Genomic DNA, 15,765 nt, shown 5'->3' with positions numbered 1-15,765 from the left:
ATGTCGGCATTCCACTCGCACGGCCGGGGCCACCTTGACGGCCCGGTGGTCGTTTTCGGCACCGGCCTGCTCGGAGCCAGCATCGGTCTCGGCCTGCGTGGCCGGGGTGTCTCCGTGTTCCTTTCGGACCCGTCGCCAACCAACCAGGCCGTGGCCGTGGACATCGGTGCGGGCAGGCCATTGTCGGAGCTCGACGGCTCTCCCCAGTTGGTTGTCGTTGCCGCGCCGCCGGATGTCACCGCCGACGTCGTTCAGCGTGCCCTGGGCGAATACCCGGAGGCCGTTGTGGTGGACATTGCCAGCATCAAGCTGGCAATCCAGGTTGACCTCCGGGGCCGTGGGGTGGACATGTCCCGCTACGTCGGGACGCACCCGATGGCTGGGCGCGAAAAGTCGGGGCCGGTTGCCGCCCGTGGCGAGCTCTTCACCTCCATGCCTTGGGTACTTTGTCCGTCCGAGGTGACCAGCGCCGATGCGCTTCAGACCGCGCGTTCCCTTGCCGGAGACCTGGGGGCAATCGTTTCCCAGTTCACGGCGGAGGAACACGATGAAGCCGTTGCTTTGGTGTCTCATTTGCCCCAGGTGATGTCATCGCTTCTCGCCAGCCGCTTGCAGGGAACGCCGCTTCATGCGCTGTCATTGGCGGGCAATGGGCTGCGGGACACCACCAGGATTGCTGCCAGCGATCCCACTCTCTGGGTGCAGATCCTTGGCAACAACGCGGCCAAGATGGTGGATATCCTCCATGGTGTCCGTGAGGACCTCAACCGCCTGATCGGTACCTTGGAGGATCCCACGGCCCCCGGTGCCCGCCTGGACCTTGCCCAGCTCATCAGCGAGGGCAACGCCGGGCAGGCCAGAATCCCGGGGAAGCATGGCGGACCCCCGCAGGCATATTCATGGCTTACAGTTCTGGTAGACGACAGGCCCGGGCAGATTGCCAGGCTGCTGACGGAGATCGGTGAGATCGGCGTCAATGTCGAAGACCTCCGCCTGGATCACTCGTCCGGGCAGAACGTTGGCATGGTGGAACTTTCCGTGATGCCCAACAAGCATGACCTCCTTGTTGAAGCCTTGACCGACCGTGGATGGCGGGTACTCCAGTAATGACACGTGACCTTTTCGGCCCGGAGACCGTTGTACGCCCGGGCAAGCCACTCGTGGTCGCCATCGACGGCCCGTCCGGCTCCGGCAAGTCCAGCGTCAGCAAGGAAGTTGCCCGGCGCTTGAAGCTCGCCTACCTGGACACGGGTGCGATGTACCGTGCATTGACTTGGTACTGCCTCAAGACCGGCATCGACCTCACGGATGGTGCCGCCGTCGAGCAAGCCTCAAAGGATCTCCCGCTGGAACTTAGCACCAGCGCCAACACCGAGTACGTCAGCGTTGCCGGAGTGGACATCACGGAGGAAATCCGCGAGCCCAGGATTTCGTCGTCCGTCAGCGCGGTGGCAACCACCTTGGGTGCCCGCAACGAGCTGATTCGCCGCCAGCGCCAGCTGATCGAACAGCACCACCGTCGCATGGTGGTGGAAGGGCGGGACATCACCACCGTCGTCGCGCCCAACGCGGAGGTCCGCATGCTGCTGACCGCAAGTGAGGAAGCCCGGCTGCGGCGCCGTGGCCTCCAGCTCGGCGGAACGCAGAGCAAGGAGCAACTCGCCGCCCAAGTGATCCACCGCGACGCCAAAGATTCCACTGTGGTGAACTTCACGCAGGCGGCCGACGGCGTCGTCGCCCTTGATTCCTCGGACCTGGACTTCGAGGAAACGGTCGAAACAGCACTGAGCATTGTGGGCAAGGTTATCTACGGTGATTGAAACCCGCCTCCCGGCACGCTGGACCATGCTCTGGAGCCGGCCTGTGGGCTGGCTGTTGGATCATGTCCTGTACCGGACCGCGATCACGGGGCGCTCCAACGTTCCCAAGTCCGGTCCGGTCATTTTCGCGGGCAACCACATCAGCTTCCTGGACGGGCCGGTGATGTTCGGCGCTGCTCCGCGGCCCATGCACATCCTGGTCAAGAAGGAGATGTTCGAGGGTTTCCTGGGACGTGTGCTCCGTGCTTCGGGGCAGATTTCCGTTGACCGTTCCGGCGACCGCGCTGCGCTCCAGCTCGGAAAGCAAGTGCTCGACGCCGGCCGTTGCGTCGGGATTCTCCCTGAAGGAACTCGAGGGAGCGGCACCGCCGGCAGCATCAGCAACGGCGTTGCGTGGCTCGCCCTGATGTCCGGGGCCACGGTCATTCCCGTGGCTATCCTCGGAACGCGGATCCGAGACGAACACCGTGATTCCATTCCGAGGCCGCGCCGCCGCCTGCACGTCAGTTTCGGAGCTCCCTTCAATGTGACCCGCAGAAATGGCGAGTCGGGGCGTGTTTCAATGGACAGGGCGGCTGCGGAGATCCGCGCTGCGCTGGCTGGACACGTCCAGGATGCCGTCAAGACCACCGGTCAGTCCCTTCCGGGGGACTAGACGAACCGGCCCACAGCCAATGCAGCACCGCCAAGAAGAAGTAGCCGGGACGCCGGCAGATCACCACTAAGGAAAGTGCAATGAGCGATACGACTCACAAATCCGGCAACATCGGAGCCGGCGACGACGAATACACGCCCACCGGCACCGACCAGGTGGCTGAACACCTCGCCGCCCTGGACGACGATGAAGCCGAACTCCGCGCAGCCTCCCTCCGGGCAGGCCTGGACGACTATGACCTCGACGAGGACGACGCAGCGCTGCTGAGCGGGCTTTACGACGACGAAGGCGAAGACGGTCCGCTCAAGCTTGACCCGGTACTGGCCATCATTGGACGCCCGAACGTCGGCAAGTCCACCCTGGTGAACCGCATCCTCGGCCGCCGCGAGGCCGTCGTCGAGGATACTCCGGGAGTTACCCGTGACCGCGTCATGTACTCGGCACACTGGAACGGCCGCAACTTCACGCTGGTGGACACCGGTGGCTGGGAGCACGACGCCAGGGGCATCCACGCCCGCGTCGCCGAACAGGCCGAGATGGCCGTGGAACTCGCTGACGCAGTGCTCTTCGTGGTGGACTCCGCCGTCGGCGCCACTGCCACGGACGAAGGCGTCATGAAGATGCTGCGCAAGTCCAAGAAGCCGGTCATCATGGTGGCCAACAAAGTCGATGACTTTGCGCAGGAAGCCGACTCGGCCGCGCTCTGGGGCCTTGGCTTCGGCGAGCCGTACCCCGTGTCCGCCCTCCATGGACGTGGCGTTGCCGACCTCCTGGACCACGTCATGGACACCCTGCCCGAGTTCTCCACGGTAGAGGGTGTTGAGCGCTCCGGCGGACCCCGCCGTATTGCCCTCATCGGCCGTCCGAACGTCGGCAAGTCCTCCTTGCTGAACAAGCTGGCCGGATCTGAGCGCGTTGTGGTTGATACCCTCGCCGGAACCACCCGCGACCCCGTGGATGAGTTCATCGAACTCGGTGGACGCACGTGGCGCTTCGTGGACACCGCAGGCATCCGCCGCCGCCAGCACATGGCCCAGGGCGCAGACTTCTACGCTTCCCTGCGCACCCAGGCCGCGCTCGAAAAGGCGGAGGTCGCCGTCGTGCTCCTCGCCGTCGACGAAGTCCTCAGCGAACAGGACGTCCGCATCCTGCAGCTCGCCATCGAGTCGGGCCGCGCGCTAGTCCTCGCGTTCAACAAGTGGGACCTGCTCGACGACGAACGTCGCCGGTACCTTGAGCGTGAAATCGAGCAGGACCTGGCACACGTGGAGTGGGCGCCGCGCGTCAACATTTCAGCCAAGACCGGCTGGCACAAGGACCGTCTGGTGCCCGCACTGGACCTCGCCTTGGAGAGCTGGGACAAGCGCATCCCCACGGGACGCCTCAACGCGTTCCTGGGGGAGCTCGTGGCTGCCCACCCGCACCCGGTCCGCGGCGGCAAGCAGCCCCGCATCCTGTTCGGCACCCAGGCATCCAGCCGTCCGCCAAAGTTCGTGCTCTTCACCACGGGCTTCCTGGACCCCGGATACCGCCGATTCATCACTCGCCGCCTGCGGGAAACCTTTGGCTTCGATGGCACGCCGATCGAGGTCAACATGCGCGTCCGCGAAAAGCGCGGCAAGAAGCGCTAATTGAGACGCGCATCACAGATGACACCCGCCGAGGTGTCATTGGAAACCTCGAACATCGTGTAAGCTTTTTGAGGTGGTTCGGCCGGACTGCTTAGGTGAAAATCTAGGCGGAGAACGGCAGAACTGACGGGCTGTAGCGCAGCTTGGTAGCGCACTTGACTGGGGGTCAAGGGGTCGCAGGTTCAAATCCTGTCAGCCCGACCGCAAGGTATCGATAACAGAGTCCCGGGAACCGGAGGGTTCCCGGGACTTTGCGTTTAAGTTGCTTGCTTGTTCCAGGATCCTGCCTGATCGCGGGTCGACGCTGCAAAGGACCCGTGACGCGGAAACCGATCCACGACCCGGAAACGGACATGGGACGCGTGTATTCCGGTGTCCGGGGTCAAGATGGGTGTCGTTAAACGAGATGCGCGTCGTCCATGTCAGGCAGGGCGAGACCGAGCCAAGTGCCGAGACCGAAGCACGCTCATCCCGTCTATCATTGGACGGTGAGTGAAATCCTTCCCCCTTGCCCCGAATGCGCCAGCGAATACACCTACGAGATGGGCGCCTTGCTGGTTTGTCCCGAGTGCGCCCATGAATGGTCGCAAGCCGCGTCTGATGAAGCGGAGTCAGAGTCGACGGAGATCAAGGACGCCGTCGGCAACCTGCTCGCGGACGGGGATACCGTGACGGTGATCAAGGATCTCAAGGTCAAGGGGAGTGCTACGGCCATCAAGGTCGGCACAAAGGTCCGCAACATACGTCTCGTGAACGGCGTGGGGGATCACGACATTGACTGCAAAGTGGATGGCTTCGGCCCCATGCAGCTCAAATCCAGCGTCGTCAAAAAAGTCTGACGCCCCGCCGTAGGGCGCGCGCCGCTGCACGCCAGGGCACCACGCCCAGCGCGCGCCCGACGAAACAAGGCAAAAGCCTCAAACCCCCTGCAGCGCCCCCAGCGCCTTGACCAGCGGCTCAAGCTCCGGCACCAATTCTGCGGCAGCCAGGGACTCCGCCAGGGTTTCGTCGTGCACCGGCCTCGCCGCCAGCAATAACTTCTGGCCAGCCTCGGTAAGTTCGGTATAAATCCCGCGGCGGTCGTCCGCGCACAGGATCCTGGTCAGCAGCGCACGGTCCTCGAGCCGGTTTACCAGCCGCGTGGTAGCGCTGCTGGATAGTGCAGTCGCCCTGGCCAGCTGTTGCATGCGCATGTGCCAGCCGTCCTGGCGGCTCAGCGCGTCCAGCACGGTGTACTCGACCACCGAAAGATCCGCGGCCGACTGCAACGCCTTCTCGAGCGCTGCCTCGATGTTGCCATGCAGGGCAGCGAGAGTCCGCCACCCCTGTGCGCGCACCTCAACGGCGTCGTCCTTGATGCCCATGTCTCCCGTAACTCCTGCCATTGATGAAGAAAACTAGACGCGCAAAAAGTAGTTGCTTGCGCAAATACATGGCGTGTGCAACCATATATACGGCGTCTGCAACTAATATTCTACGGTTCTCGGCGACGCACTTCCAGTCTCACGGGAATCCATCCCCACAAAGGAGCACGACATGCCCGCAGGGTTGATTGCCCTTGCCCTGGGCGGATTCGGCATTGGCTTGACCGAGTTCGTCATCATGGGCCTTTTGCCCGAGATTGCCACGGACTTCGGAGTCAGCGAAGCGGCCGCCGGCTGGTTCATTACCGGCTATGCGCTCAGCGTCGTTGTCGGAGCCCTCCTGGTCACAGCGGCCGTAACGCGCTTGCCCCGTAAGCCCGTGCTGATCGGGCTTCTCGTTCTGTTCATCGCTGGCAACTTCCTCTCCGCCATCGCGGACAGCTACTCGGCCATGTTGATCGGGCGTGTCGTCGCCGCCCTCTGTCACGGAGCCTTCTTCGGCATTGGCTCGGTCGTCGCAGCCAGCCTGGTCCCCGCCCACAAAAGGGCCGGAGCCATTGCCATCATGTTCACCGGTCTCACTGCCGCCAACGTTCTGGGCGTGCCCTTCGGGACCTTCCTCGGTCAAAACCTGGGCTGGCGTTCCACCTTCTGGGCCATCACCATCATCGGCGTTGTCGCCCTCGTCGGCATTGGCCTCATGGTCCCGCGCACCAAGGACGACGCTGTAACCAGCAGTCTCCGCAGTGAGCTTGGCGCCTTCAAGTCCGGTCAGGTGTGGCTTTCCATCATCGTCACCATCCTTGGCTTCGGTGGCATGTTCGGCGCTTTCACCTACATCGCCTTCACTCTGACCGAAGTCTCCGGATTTGATCCCCACGCCGTCCCGTGGCTCCTGGTCTTGTTTGGCGCCGGACTGTTTGTTGGCAATATTGCCGGCGGCAAGGCGGCCGACAAATCCATCGACAAAACCCTTGTGGTCATCCTTGCGGGCCTGGTGCTGGTGCTCGTGTTCTTCGCACTCACCGCCGCGAGCCCCGTGGCTACCTTGTTCTCGCTGGCGCTCATGGGCGGATTCGGCTTCGCCACAGTCCCGGGCCTGCAGATGCGCGTCATGCACTTTGCCACCACCGCGCCCACCCTTGCCTCCGGCGCGAATATAGGCGCCTTCAACTTGGGCAACGCCCTCGGTGCCTGGATGGGCGGCGTCACGATCACCATGGGCTTGGGCTACACCTCGCCCATCTGGGCCGGGGCCATTATCACCGTCGCCGCCCTGCTCGTGATGATCGCGGCCGCGGGAGCCGCACGGCGCGGGGGAGCCGGACAGTCTGCTTCCGCACCGCAAGTAGCCCCCGACGTCGTACGCGAACCTGAGGAGTCGCCGGTCGCGTAAGCGAAACAAACCGAAGCCCGCCACAGGAATGTCCTGGGCTTTGGTTGGGAATCAGCCGTCGTTGCCCGAACCGCGTTTGGCCAGGATCTCGCCGTTGGTCTGGCATGTGGGGCAGTACTGCATCGAGGTGCCCACGAAGGTAACCTCCCGCACGGTGTCCCCGCAGACAGGGCAAGCCTCTCCGGTCCGGCCGTGCACGCGCATGGAGGCTTTCTTGGCCGGCTTCAGCTCGCTGGGTTTCTTTCCCGAGAACTCCTGGACGGCGCCACTGAGAATGTCCTTCATTGTCGTGAAGAGACGTTCCACTGCGTCCGGCTCCAGAGAAGAGGCGGTAGCGACGGGGGACAGCTTCGCTGCGTGAAGGATTTCGTCACTATAGGCGTTCCCGATACCCGCCATGAGCTTCTGGTTCTTCAGGATCCCTTTGATCTGCTGCCTGTTGCGGAAGAGCCTGCTGAACTCGTCCAAGCCGAAGCCGCGGCCGAGGGGATCCGGTCCCAGTTCTGCGATGCCATGGACCTCCACAGGCTGGCGAACGATGAAGATGGCCAATCCCTTCCACGCTCCTGCATCGGTCAGGGTGACACCATAATCGTGGCCGCTGTTTGAAAAGCCCAGCTGCGCGGCGAAATAGCCGCCCGCACCAGTGGCTTCGGCACCAGGAGGTTTGTCTGAGAACCGCAGCCAGCCGGCCTTCGCGAAATTGACGATCAGGTAGAGCGGCTCTGCTGAGTCTCCGCCCTCGGGTGCTTCAACGGAAGGGGCGATTTTGAAAGCAAGGAATTTTCCCTGTCGATCGACGGAATCGATTGTCCGCCCGATCAGCGATTCATAGGGAACATCCGCAACCTTCAGGGCGAACGCCGAAGGCAGCAGCAACTGGGTGAGCCGTGCGCCGGATAGCCGCTCGTCCAAGAAATCGGTCAGGGCAGTTAGTTCCGGCAGTTCCGGCATGATCGCGCTCCTTCGACGGCGTTGCAGGACTATGCGGCTCGAGTCTGGTTCCAATCATCCCAGACACCTGTGGGGAGGAGAGCTGTATGTGCTTATACTTTCAGCGGTGGCCGGACCTCCGGGCCGCCGTCGTGGTCCGTAACGTCCCGATGAAAGGCGACTCATGAGCATTATTCCTGCCGATCTTTCCTACACCGCCGAACATGAATGGGTTAGCGCCCCGAATGCAGACGGCGTCGTGCGCGTCGGCATCACGGACTTCGCCCAGGATGCACTCGGCGACGTTGTCTATGCCCAGCTGCCGGAACCCGGCACCACGGTGAAGGGAAACGACGTCGTGGGTGAAGTTGAGTCCACGAAGAGCGTGAGCGACGTTTACGCCCCGGTCAGCGGCGAAATTGTCTCCCGCAATGAGGCTCTCGATACTGACTCTGCCCTGATCAACTCGGATCCCTACGGTGACGGTTGGCTGTTCGAGGTAAAGCTTTCGGAAGCTGACGCCATCGAGACCCTGCTCAGTGCATCAGAGTACGAACAACAGGTAGGCTAAAAGGTATCTGGCCCGCCAAGTCGGTTCTCCTCAAAACAGGGGAGCGGCTGCGGCGGGCCAGCGACCCGTTTGGCCCGGCGGAACCGGGTAGATGCGTAACCGGCAGTTGGTGACAATTGCTGGCGGATGAGGAGGATTTCCATGGTTGGCGGCAAGCAGAACCAAGCCCGTGACGAGCACGGTGCAGTAGGACAGCCAACGTCGGAGACCACGTCAATCCAACTCACGCCCGTGCGGCACCATGAGTCGGATGTCCGCCCGCCATTGGCACCCGAAGAGCGCGCGGCAGTCCAAGCATTGCCTCCAGGATCGGCGTTGCTGATTGCCCACACCGGCCCCAACGCCGGTGCACGGTTCCTCCTAGACTCGGACACCACCACGGCCGGCCGCCACCCGGATGCGGACATCTTCCTGGATGACGTGACGGTTTCGCGTAAGCATGTCGAGTTCGTGCGCACCCCCGAGGGCTTCGAAGTGGTGGACACCGGAAGCCTCAACGGCACCTATGTCAACCAAGACCGGGTAGACAATGTGCTACTCAAGAATGGCAGCGAGGTCCAGATCGGGAAGTTCCGCCTCACCTACTACCTGAGTCCTGCCCGCGCAGCAGGCCAAGACTGATTCCGGGTACGCCTGTGGCAATGGCCCAGCCGGAACGGCGCGGACCGCAGGTCCTCAACATCGGAGAGGTCCTCGCTCAACTCAGCGACGACTTTCCCACCATGACGGCGTCCAAGATCCGTTTTCTTGAGGAAAAGGGACTGATCAATCCGAAGCGCACTCCTGCCGGATACCGGCAGTATTCCGAGAGCGACGTCGAGCGTTTGCGCTTCGTGTTGGCGCTCCAGCGCGACCAGTACCTGCCGCTCAAAGTCATCAAGGACTATCTGGACGCGATAGACCGCGGCGAGCGTCCCGAAAACCTTCCGCCCGGCGTGTCCGTTTCACCCCGGATAGTCTCGGACGAACTGGCCGCTGAATTGCAGGGCCACGCGCGCGCCTTGAACGAGGAACAGCTCCGGACGGAATCGGGAGCCAGCGTCCCGCTTTTGCAGTCCCTCCTCAGCTTCGGGCTCATCAGCCACGTCAATGGAAAATTCGACGAACACGCCCTCCAAGTGGCGCGGGCATGTGTCCAACTTGAAAGCCATGGACTTGAGCCCCGGCACCTCCGGCCCTTCCAAGCCGCCGCCGAACGTGAATTCGGCCTGGTGGAACGGGTCGTTGCTCCGCTGACGTCCCGCAAGGATGCGGCATCGCAGTCTCGGGCTGCAGAAGCCGCCCGCGAAATCAGCGAACTCTGCCTCAGCCTGCACCGTGCCTTGGTGCAGGACCGTATCTCCCGTATGGAAGCATGATGATCGAGGTCGAGATCGTTGGAGTGCGGATTGAACTGCCTTCAAACCAGCCTCTGGTTCTCCTGCGCGAGATGCACGGGGAACGCCATGTTCCCATCTGGATCGGCACGCCCGAAGCCAGCGCCATCGCCTTGGCCCAGCAGGGTGTGGTGCCGCCCCGGCCCATGACCCACGATCTCCTGATCGACGTCGTTGAGGCTCTAGGCCACACGATCGTCAGCGTGAATATTGTGGCGGTTGAGGACAACATCTTCTACGGTCAGCTCCAGTTCGACGACGGCACAGTGGTCAGTTCCCGTGCGTCTGACGCCTTGGCCCTTGCCTTACGGGCGAAATGCCGCATCTGGTGTGCCGATGCCGTGATGGATGAAGCCGGAGTCCGGATCACCGAACACGATGAAGGCGAAGATACCGAGCCCGGCCCCGAAGTCGACGAAGAGCGTGAATTGCGCCGTTTCCGGGAGTTTCTGGACGACGTGGAGCCTGAGGATTTCGAAGGCTGAAGGCCACCTAAGGTTAAAGTTGAGGGTGAAAGTTTCGACACGACCTGAAAATGGTCCGAACGTCTTTGACCTCAGGCCTCGGCACGCCTAACGTCGAAGGTATCAAGTTCTCGTTGCATCCGGGACCCGCGCAAGTCACACTGAAAGGTGCGGACGCGTTGAAATTACACGACTGCATTTCCCTTTCGTGTTGGCCGCCACATGCACCATCCCTAAGGGAACTTCTGACAAGGAGGGTCACGTGAGTCCCAAAGGCGAAGCAGGCGAGCTAAAGCAGGCCTCGGCAGGCGTTGCTGTCCCCGCAAGCGGTGCCCAGGGTCTGCTTTTCACCGAGGACCTTCCGGTCTTGGATGAAGATGCCGGCTACCGCGGTCCCACCGCGTGCAAGGCAGCAGGGATCACTTACCGCCAGCTGGACTACTGGGCGCGTACAGGACTTGTAGAACCAGCTGTCCGCGGCGCAGCTGGCTCCGGATCGCAGCGGCTCTATGGTTTCCGTGACATCCTGGTCCTCAAAGTCGTCAAGCGCCTCCTGGACACAGGCGTGTCCCTCCAGCAGATCCGCACGGCCGTTGAGCACCTGCGTGAACGCGGAGTGGAAGACCTGGCCCAGATCACACTCATGAGCGATGGCGCGAGCGTTTATGAATGTACTTCTGCAGACGAAGTCATTGACTTGGTGCAGGGAGGCCAGGGCGTATTCGGCATCGCAGTTGGCCGGGTCTGGCGCGAAGTCGAGGGCAGCCTCGCTGCCCTCCCGAGCGAGCATGCAGCAGAACAACCCTTTCCGGACGACGAACTGAGCAAACGCCGTACGGCACGCCGGACGGGCTAAACCGCGCGCCGCACGGGCTAAACCGCCGTCGGGATTCCTGCGAACCGCCACCAAAGACCAATGAAGCCGTCTTCCGAGAGGAAGGCGGCTTCATAGCGTTTCTCTCCGCGACGCAGCTTTTGGGCGCGGGCACCGGACCTGGGTCAGCGCTGGCGGCGTTCCCGCGTGCCGTTGCGTGAGGACAGCAGGTTCTCCAAGAGGGTGTCAAACAATTTGGCCGTGTTCTTGGCGGAATCACCGGGCCAGTGATGCACAGCGTGCGCTGCACCCTGTATTTGCTGCCAGTTCGCCTGCTCTGGAATTTGTGGCGCCAACAAGAGCTCGCCGAACATCGATTCCATCTCGGCGAGCCGGAATGTGTGCTCGGACGAGGCGGGACGGACCCGGTTGGCCACAATGCCTGCAGGGGCCAGTTGCGGAGCGAATTCCTGGCGGAACAGCTGGATTGCACGCATGGTGCGTTCGGTGCCTGCTACTGAGAAGAGTCCGGGTTCGGCAACAAGCACAACGCGGTCACTCGCGCTCCAAGCCATGCGGGTCAGCCCGTTGAGTGATGGCGGGCAATCCACAAGCACCAGCTCATACTTATCGGCGGGAGCGAGGACGGCAGAGAGTCGGCGGAGATCGCGGCGCCCGAGGTCCGGCCGATCGTAGATTCCGGTGTAGGCGGATCCGACGGCGACATCAAGGGCCGTCCCTCCGCCATTGCGGCGGGCCTGTTCAACCCAGCCACTGCTGACCACGTTGTCCAGGAGCCTGGCCTTGCGGGGATTCTTCAGCATCCGGCCAATGTCGAGCTGGTCTCCGGCCTGGACGCCGAGGGCTGTGGTGGCGTCGGCGTGGGGATCCAGGTCCACAACAAGGGTGGGGATGCCTGCGGCCAGTGCGGCCGAGGCCAACCCAGTGGTTACGGATGTCTTTCCCACGCCGCCTTTAAGGCTGCTGATGCTGACTACTTGCACTTGAAAACCCAAAACCTAACGCCGGTTGCCGTGTCGCGGTGCTTGCGTTCCGGCTGCGCCGGAACCGGGGCTCTGCCGCCGCCCTTCAACATCATATGTTGAGTGGCCACCGATTCCTGCCTTATCAGCCCTGAACGGCTTGGATGGCTTGTTACTTCTCCGGTCTTTAGCACGTGAATCCGTATCGTGCGCGAAGGTACACTGCTCGTGACGAATCCCCGTGTGACTGTCACCACAAAGATTTGTGTTTGGGTATGGAGGTCTTACACACTGTGACCACCGACCGTTACACCCGCAATGATGCAGGAGAAGCATGTTTTCCAAGATTCTGGTGGCTAATCGCGGCGAAATCGCGATCAGGGCCTTCCGCGCTAGCTATGAACTGGGCGCCAAGACCGTAGCGGTCTTCCCGTATGAGGATCGCAACTCGATCCACCGGCAGAAGGCTGATGAGGCCTACCTGATTGGCCAAGAGGGTCATCCGGTCCGTGCTTATCTCGACGTGGACGAAATCATCCGTGTAGCCAAAGAATCGGGTGCAGACGCGATCTACCCGGGCTACGGGTTCCTGTCTGAAAACCCGGACCTCGCCCGGGCTGCCCAAGACGCGGGCATAACGTTTATCGGCCCGCCGGCGGAGGTGCTGGAGCTCGCCGGCAACAAGGTCGCCGCCCTCGAGGCCGCCCGCAAGGCCGGCGTACCGGTCCTGAAGTCCAGCGCGCCGTCCCGCGACATCGACGAGCTCATTGCTGCAGCGGACGAGGTCGGATTCCCGATCTTCGCCAAGGCAGTTGCGGGTGGCGGTGGCCGCGGCATGCGCCGGGTGGAGACGCGCGAGGACCTTCCGGAAGCCCTCCAGGCGGCCATGCGCGAGGCGGACGCTGCGTTCGGCGATCCCACCATGTTCCTGGAGCAGGCCGTCCTGCGTCCTCGTCACATCGAGGTCCAGATCCTGGCCGATGCCCAGGGCAATGTCATGCACCTCTTCGAGCGTGACTGCTCCCTGCAGCGCCGCCACCAGAAGGTCGTGGAGATCGCTCCGGCCCCTAACCTGGATGAGTCCATCCGCCAAGCCCTCTACCGCGACGCCGTGGCTTTCGCGAAGGCCCTGAACTACGTCAACGCCGGAACGGTCGAGTTCCTAGTGGACACGGAGGGCGAACGCGCTGGCCAGCACGTCTTCATCGAGATGAACCCGCGCATCCAGGTAGAGCACACAGTCACCGAGGAAATCACCGACGTTGACCTGGTCCAGGCACAGATGCGCATCGCATCGGGCGAGACCCTTGCAGACCTCGGCCTGAGCCAGGAGTCGGTATCCATCAAGGGCGCCGCCCTGCAGTGCCGCATCACCACGGAAGATCCCGCCAACGGCTTCCGCCCCGACGTCGGAAAGATTACCGGCTACCGTTCCGCAGGCGGCGCCGGTGTGCGTCTCGACGGCGGCACGGTCTACTCGGGTGCCGAGATCAGTCCGCACTTCGACTCCATGCTGGTCAAGCTGACCTGCCGCGGCCGCGACTACCCGGCCGCCGTGGCCCGCGCGCGGCGCGGCCTGGCCGAATTCCGAATCCGTGGCGTATCCACCAACATCCCCTTCCTCCAGGCTGTTCTTGCTGATCCGGACTTCATTGCCGGAAACGTCGCCACCGACTTCATCGACAAGCGCCCCGAGTTGCTGAAGTCCCACGTTTCAGCAGACCGCGGAACCAAACTGTTGACCTGGCTGGCCGACGTAACCGTCAACAAGCCCAACGGGGAACTCAAGGTCCACTCCGACCCCGCGGCCAAGTTGCCTCCGGTTTCCGGGGTCGTAGCACCGGCGGGATCCCGCCAGCGGCTTCTGGAATTGGGTCCGGAAGGATTCGCCAAGGCCCTGCGCGAGCAGACCGCCGTTGCGGTCACGGACACCACCTTCCGTGACGCGCACCAGTCGCTCCTTGCCACTCGCGTCCGTACCCGCGATCTCGTCGCAGCCGGCCCTGCCGTTTCCGCCCTGCTGCCCGAACTGCTGTCGGTCGAAGCCTGGGGTGGTGCCACATACGACGTCGCACTGCGCTTCCTCGGCGAAGATCCTTGGGACCGCCTCGCCGCTTTGCGCAAGGCGCTGCCCAACGTCTGTATCCAGATGCTGCTCCGTGGCCGGAACACTGTTGGGTACACGCCGTACCCGGAAGAAGTCACCGAGGCATTCGTCAATGAGGCCGCGGCAACAGGCATCGACATCTTCCGCATTTTCGACGCCCTCAACGACGTCAACCAGATGGCTCCGGCAATCCGTGCGGTGCGTGCAACCGGCACCGCCGTAGCCGAAGTCGCGCTCTGCTACACAGGCGATCTCCTGGACCCGGACGAGAAGCTGTACACGCTCGACTACTACCTGGGCCTCGCCCAGAAGATCGTCGACGCCGGTGCACACATCCTCGCCATCAAGGACATGGCTGGCCTGCTCCGCCCTGCGGCCGCTGCCAAGCTTGTCAGCGCCTTGCGCGAGCGTTTCGACCTCCCGGTCCACCTGCACACCCACGACACCGCAGGTGGCCAGCTGGCCACCTTGCTGGCAGCCGTGGACGCCGGCGTGGACGCCGTCGACGTCGCGTCCGCGTCCCTGGCCGGCACGACCAGCCAGCCTTCGGCGTCGGCCCTTGTGGCCGCCCTGGCACATACCCCGCGGGATACCGGCCTCAGCCTGGCGAACGTCAGCGCGCTGGAGCCCTACTGGGAAGCTGTCCGTCGCGTTTACGCGCCGTTCGAATCCGGGCTTCCGGGCCCCACGGGCCGGGTTTACCAGCACGAAATCCCTGGTGGCCAGCTGTCCAACCTGCGCCAGCAGGCCATGGCGCTAGGGCTCGGCGAGCGTTTTGAGGCCATCGAGGACATGTACACCGCAGCGGACCGTATTCTGGGCCGCCTGGTCAAGGTGACCCCGTCCTCCAAGGTGGTGGGCGACCTCGCGCTCCATCTGGTAGGACTCAATGCGGACCCGGCGGACTTCAACGAGAACCCGCAGAACTATGACATCCCGGACTCCGTCATCGGATTCCTGTCGGGTGAACTGGGAGATCCTCCCGGAGGATGGCCCGAGCCGTTCCGCACCAAGGCGCTCCAGGGCCGCAGCATCAAGGTCCGCGACGTCGAACTGAGCGCCGAGGACAGTGCGGCCCTCAAGGGCGATTCCACGTCCCGCCAGGGAACCTTGAACCGGCTACTGTTCGACGGTCCCACGAAGGACTACCTCAAGAGCGTAGACACTTACGGCAACCTGTCGGTCCTTGACACCCGCGACTACCTCTATGGCCTCCAGTTGGGCGCCGAGCACGTCATGGAACTCGAAAAGGGCGTGCGCCTGATCGCCTCCCTCGAAGCAGTCTCGGAGCCGGACGAAAAGGGCATGCGCACCGTCATGTGCAAGCTCAACGGCCAGTCCCGCCCCGTGGTGGTTCGCGACAAGTCAGTCGTCAGCAACGTGAAGGCCGCGGAGAAAGCTGATGCGTCCCAGCCCGGTCAGGTTGCAGCGCCGTTCGCCGGTGCCGTGACGCTGACGGTCAAAGCCGGCGACGCCGTCAAGGCAGGCGACACCGTGGCCACCATTGAGGCGATGAAGATGGAGGCATCCATTACGACGCCGGTAGCCGGCACGGTCTCCCGCCTCGCCATCAACAACGTGGAGCAGGTTCAGGGCGGCGATTTGTTGATCGTCGTCGAATGACAGCTCGCTTCTTCGCAGAGCAGGCATG

The 15,765-nt window shown here is 63.2% G+C and carries 14 protein-coding genes, 1 tRNA gene and 1 pseudogene; 13 read left to right on the top strand and 3 right to left on the bottom strand.

The features are described from left to right. The 6 genes and pseudogenes from AC3ANQ_RS14975 to AC3ANQ_RS14950 all read left to right on the top strand — a co-directional run bounded on the left by AC3ANQ_RS14975 (position 1) and on the right by AC3ANQ_RS14950 (position 4,945). The gene (locus AC3ANQ_RS14975; RefSeq protein ID WP_488301771.1) at positions 1–1,107 is read left to right on the top strand and encodes a prephenate dehydrogenase; all 1,107 of its coding nucleotides are present in this window, start codon (positions 1–3) and stop codon (positions 1,105–1,107) included. Beyond that, the gene (cmk, locus tag AC3ANQ_RS14970; protein ID WP_488301770.1) at positions 1,107–1,820 is read left to right on the top strand and encodes a (d)CMP kinase; all 714 of its coding nucleotides are present in this window, start codon (positions 1,107–1,109) and stop codon (positions 1,818–1,820) included. Before AC3ANQ_RS14975 ends, cmk begins: the two co-directional genes overlap by 1 nt. A 25-nt stretch (positions 1,821–1,845) precedes the next feature. Further along, a pseudogene (locus tag AC3ANQ_RS14965) lies at positions 1,846–2,545 on the top strand (lysophospholipid acyltransferase family protein). A 10-nt stretch (positions 2,546–2,555) separates the two neighbouring features. Beyond that, on the top strand, positions 2,556–4,106 hold the full coding sequence (gene der, locus AC3ANQ_RS14960; protein WP_488301769.1) for a ribosome biogenesis GTPase Der: 1,551 nt from the start codon (positions 2,556–2,558) through the stop codon (positions 4,104–4,106). Positions 4,107–4,233: 127 nt separating this feature from the next. Next, positions 4,234–4,307 (top strand) — tRNA-Pro (locus tag AC3ANQ_RS14955). Between the two features lie 287 nt (positions 4,308–4,594). Further along, positions 4,595–4,945, top strand: coding sequence for a zinc ribbon domain-containing protein YjdM (locus AC3ANQ_RS14950; RefSeq protein ID WP_488301768.1), 351 nt, complete (start codon positions 4,595–4,597; stop codon positions 4,943–4,945). A 78-nt stretch (positions 4,946–5,023) separates the two neighbouring features. Here AC3ANQ_RS14950 and AC3ANQ_RS14945 read toward each other — a convergent pair whose 3' ends face one another. Further along, positions 5,024–5,470, bottom strand: a complete 447-nt coding sequence (locus AC3ANQ_RS14945; protein ID WP_461836203.1) for a MarR family winged helix-turn-helix transcriptional regulator — start codon at positions 5,468–5,470, stop codon at positions 5,024–5,026. Positions 5,471–5,642: 172 nt separating this feature from the next. On the opposite strand from AC3ANQ_RS14945, the gene AC3ANQ_RS14940 reads away from it, so the two are divergent. Then, positions 5,643–6,866: an MFS transporter gene (locus AC3ANQ_RS14940; RefSeq protein ID WP_488301767.1), complete on the top strand. Its 1,224-nt coding sequence runs from the start codon at positions 5,643–5,645 to the stop codon at positions 6,864–6,866. Between the two features lie 51 nt (positions 6,867–6,917). On the opposite strand, the gene AC3ANQ_RS14935 is transcribed toward AC3ANQ_RS14940, so the two are convergent. Continuing rightward, positions 6,918–7,820, bottom strand: coding sequence for a DNA-formamidopyrimidine glycosylase family protein (locus AC3ANQ_RS14935; RefSeq protein ID WP_488301766.1), 903 nt, complete (start codon positions 7,818–7,820; stop codon positions 6,918–6,920). A 163-nt stretch (positions 7,821–7,983) separates the two neighbouring features. On the opposite strand from AC3ANQ_RS14935, the gene gcvH reads away from it, so the two are divergent. The 5 genes from gcvH to AC3ANQ_RS14910 all read left to right on the top strand — a co-directional run bounded on the left by gcvH (position 7,984) and on the right by AC3ANQ_RS14910 (position 11,066). Beyond that, positions 7,984–8,370, top strand: coding sequence for a glycine cleavage system protein GcvH (gcvH, locus tag AC3ANQ_RS14930; RefSeq protein ID WP_488301765.1), 387 nt, complete (start codon positions 7,984–7,986; stop codon positions 8,368–8,370). Positions 8,371–8,511: 141 nt separating this feature from the next. After that, positions 8,512–8,991, top strand: a complete 480-nt coding sequence (locus AC3ANQ_RS14925) for an FHA domain-containing protein (RefSeq protein WP_488301764.1) — start codon at positions 8,512–8,514, stop codon at positions 8,989–8,991. A gap of 20 nt (positions 8,992–9,011) precedes the next feature. Further along, positions 9,012–9,728: a transcriptional regulator FtsR gene (gene ftsR, locus AC3ANQ_RS14920; protein WP_488301763.1), complete on the top strand. Its 717-nt coding sequence runs from the start codon at positions 9,012–9,014 to the stop codon at positions 9,726–9,728. Further along, complete coding sequence (locus AC3ANQ_RS14915) at positions 9,728–10,231, top strand: bifunctional nuclease family protein (RefSeq protein WP_488305339.1); 504 nt, start codon at positions 9,728–9,730, stop codon at positions 10,229–10,231. The genes ftsR and AC3ANQ_RS14915 overlap by 1 nt, the downstream gene beginning before the upstream one ends. A gap of 241 nt (positions 10,232–10,472) precedes the next feature. Beyond that, complete coding sequence (locus AC3ANQ_RS14910; protein WP_323054716.1) at positions 10,473–11,066, top strand: MerR family transcriptional regulator; 594 nt, start codon at positions 10,473–10,475, stop codon at positions 11,064–11,066. Between the two features lie 143 nt (positions 11,067–11,209). On the opposite strand, the gene AC3ANQ_RS14905 is transcribed toward AC3ANQ_RS14910, so the two are convergent. Then, positions 11,210–12,028: a ParA family protein gene (locus tag AC3ANQ_RS14905; protein WP_488301762.1), complete on the bottom strand. Its 819-nt coding sequence runs from the start codon at positions 12,026–12,028 to the stop codon at positions 11,210–11,212. Positions 12,029–12,341: 313 nt separating this feature from the next. Between AC3ANQ_RS14905 and AC3ANQ_RS14900 the strand changes: the two genes are divergently transcribed. Next, positions 12,342–15,737 (top strand): pyruvate carboxylase, encoded by a 3,396-nt coding sequence (locus tag AC3ANQ_RS14900; RefSeq protein ID WP_488301761.1) that lies wholly within the window; start codon positions 12,342–12,344, stop codon positions 15,735–15,737. Positions 15,738–15,765: the final 28 nt, after the last annotated feature.

The organism is Arthrobacter sp. DMZ02-1R (genome assembly GCF_057747935.1).
The sequence above is the reverse complement of the archived record's forward strand: the minus strand, read 5'-3'. Positions and strand labels throughout refer to the sequence as shown.

Bases quoted from the DNA above. Each gene is read 5' to 3' on its own strand.
- AC3ANQ_RS14975 (WP_488301771.1), top strand. From the start codon at position 1: ATGTCGGCATTCCACTCGCACGGCCGGGGCCACCTTGACGGCCCGGTG.
- cmk (WP_488301770.1), top strand. From the start codon at position 1,107: ATGACACGTGACCTTTTCGGCCCGGAGACCGTTGTACGCCCGGGCAAG.
- der (WP_488301769.1), top strand. From the start codon at position 2,556: ATGAGCGATACGACTCACAAATCCGGCAACATCGGAGCCGGCGACGAC.
- AC3ANQ_RS14945 (WP_461836203.1), bottom strand. From the start codon at position 5,470: ATGGGCATCAAGGACGACGCCGTTGAGGTGCGCGCACAGGGGTGGCGG.
- AC3ANQ_RS14940 (WP_488301767.1), top strand. From the start codon at position 5,643: ATGCCCGCAGGGTTGATTGCCCTTGCCCTGGGCGGATTCGGCATTGGC.
- AC3ANQ_RS14935 (WP_488301766.1), bottom strand. From the start codon at position 7,820: ATGCCGGAACTGCCGGAACTAACTGCCCTGACCGATTTCTTGGACGAG.
- gcvH (WP_488301765.1), top strand. From the start codon at position 7,984: ATGAGCATTATTCCTGCCGATCTTTCCTACACCGCCGAACATGAATGG.
- AC3ANQ_RS14925 (WP_488301764.1), top strand. From the start codon at position 8,512: ATGGTTGGCGGCAAGCAGAACCAAGCCCGTGACGAGCACGGTGCAGTA.
- ftsR (WP_488301763.1), top strand. From the start codon at position 9,012: ATGGCCCAGCCGGAACGGCGCGGACCGCAGGTCCTCAACATCGGAGAG.
- AC3ANQ_RS14915 (WP_488305339.1), top strand. From the start codon at position 9,728: ATGATCGAGGTCGAGATCGTTGGAGTGCGGATTGAACTGCCTTCAAAC.
- AC3ANQ_RS14900 (WP_488301761.1), top strand. From the start codon at position 12,342: ATGTTTTCCAAGATTCTGGTGGCTAATCGCGGCGAAATCGCGATCAGG.